Source organism: Frankia sp. Hr75.2, assembly GCF_949319125.1.
In the GTDB taxonomy this organism is placed as follows: Bacteria; Actinomycetota; Actinomycetes; order Frankiales; family Frankiaceae; genus Parafrankia; species Parafrankia soli.
The window spans coordinates 1-1,735 of record NZ_CASGGV010000130.1 but is presented as its reverse complement, the minus strand read 5'-3'; the positions used below and the strand labels follow the sequence as shown (position 1 = coordinate 1,735).

The 1,735-nt window shown below is 71.8% G+C and carries 1 protein-coding gene; it reads right to left on the bottom strand.

Going from position 1 to position 1,735, the window contains the following annotated elements; all coding sequences use genetic code 11:
- Positions 1-43 precede the first annotated feature (43 nt).
- Entirely contained in the window at positions 44-1,564 is a 1,521-nt protein-coding gene (locus tag AC559T_RS11860) for an ISL3 family transposase (protein WP_498868725.1), read from the bottom strand.
- Between the last annotated feature and the right edge of the window lie 171 nt (positions 1,565-1,735).

Below are 1,735 nucleotides of genomic sequence, written 5' to 3'. Positions count from 1 at the left end.
GGATCTGGCGCTGATCTTGTGATCCTTCCGGCCCTGCAGGTGATCATCTGGCGAGTAGGACGCGTTTGCGGAGCAGGTCGAAGCTGGCGCGGCCGAACATCTGCCTTTTGATCATTTTGATGCGGTTGACGTTGCCCTCGACGACGCCGGAGCTGTGGGGTTCGGTGAGGCCGGCGAGGACGGCGGCGTGGTCGCGGCGCAGGCCGTGGGCAAAGCGGTGCAGGTCGGGCTGGTCGTCGGCCTCGACGGCGGTGATCCAGGCATCGAGCCGCTCGCCGTGGCGTTCGACGAGCATCTCGGCGAAGCCGGCGACGTGGGCCGTGGCCGCGGCGAGCGGCGGGCTGCGCTCGAGGATCTTCTTCAGCGCGGCGGTGTCGTCGGCGTCGAGCCGGTCGGGGTGGGTCAGGATCCAGCGAGTCACCGTGCGGACCTTCGGTGCCGCAGGCGCCGGGGTCGGGGCGCGGCCGGCCGTGCGCAGCGGGCGCAGGTAGTCGCGGAGGGTCGCGTAGCTGCCGGTGTAGCCGCGCTCGGAGATCTCCCGGAACAGCTCGCTGAAGGTCGTGACGCCCGCGTTGAACCGTTCGTGCAGGTAGGGCTTGTGCGCGTCGAGGACGCTGACCCGGCCCTCGCGGGCCCTGGCGAGGACGTCCTCGACCGTCTCGGCCCGGTAGTACTTGCGGACGGTCTCCTTCGCCAGCCCGAGCTCCCGTTTGATCGTCTTGATGCCCAGGCCCTGGGCCTTGAGCTCCTGCACCGCCGCATACCGTTCCCGGGCGTGGCGCACGAAGTCCTGCTGCTCGAACTGCTCGGCGCGCACCGCCGCGGCCTTCGCCTCGACGTCGACCTGCTCGGGCTCCGCCGACGGCGGCGCCGGTTCGGCGGCGGGTTCGCGCAGGTCAGCCCGATGCCGGGTGACGGTCTTCTCGACGTAGCCGGCCAGGTTGTGCCACAGATGCCAGCGGTCCGCGACCTGCACGGCCTCGGGGGCGCCGGTGCGCGCGCCGTCGGCGTAGGCGCCGCCCCGGTCACGGCAGACGGTCTCGGTGCCAGGATGGGCCTTCAGCCAGGCGGCGAACGTCTCGGCTTCCCGGTCCGCGAGCAGGTCCACCGGCCGGCCGGTGGCGACGTCGACGAGGACTGTGCCGTAGGTGTGCCCGCGTCGCAGCGCGAAGTCGTCCACGCCAAGAACGGCGATCGTCGTGACCTCGGGATCGGGCAGCGCCCGCACCCGGCGCAGCAACGTGTCCCGGCCGACCTCCAGACCCAGCGCGATGGCGAGACGCGCCCCGGCCCGTCCCGCGAGCGCCAGCCCGATCTGGCGCACCGCCTCCGCCGCCGGCGGCGTGAACCGCGCATACGGGCTGGTCAGCCCCTCGACCTGCTCCGCGAACGTCACCACCGCACAGCCCGGCTCGGCGCAGCGGAACCGGCGGACCACCAGCTCGACCACGACGCCCAGCCCACCCAGCGCGGTATCGACGAGGCGCCGCCGATACCGGCCATGCACCCGCGACGAAGCCGTCGCGCAGCGCGGACAGGCCACCTGCTCCGCCCGGGCACGCACCCGAAGCCTCAACTCGCCTGCTACCCGCTCCACGCTGTCCAGCGCGACATTCGCCAGATGCGGCAGCCAGACCCCAAGGTCAAGGAGGTCACACCAGCCCGATGATCGCAGCCGCCGACCAATATTCGATCACCGCGGGGCCAGTCTGATCACAAGATCAGCGCCAGATCC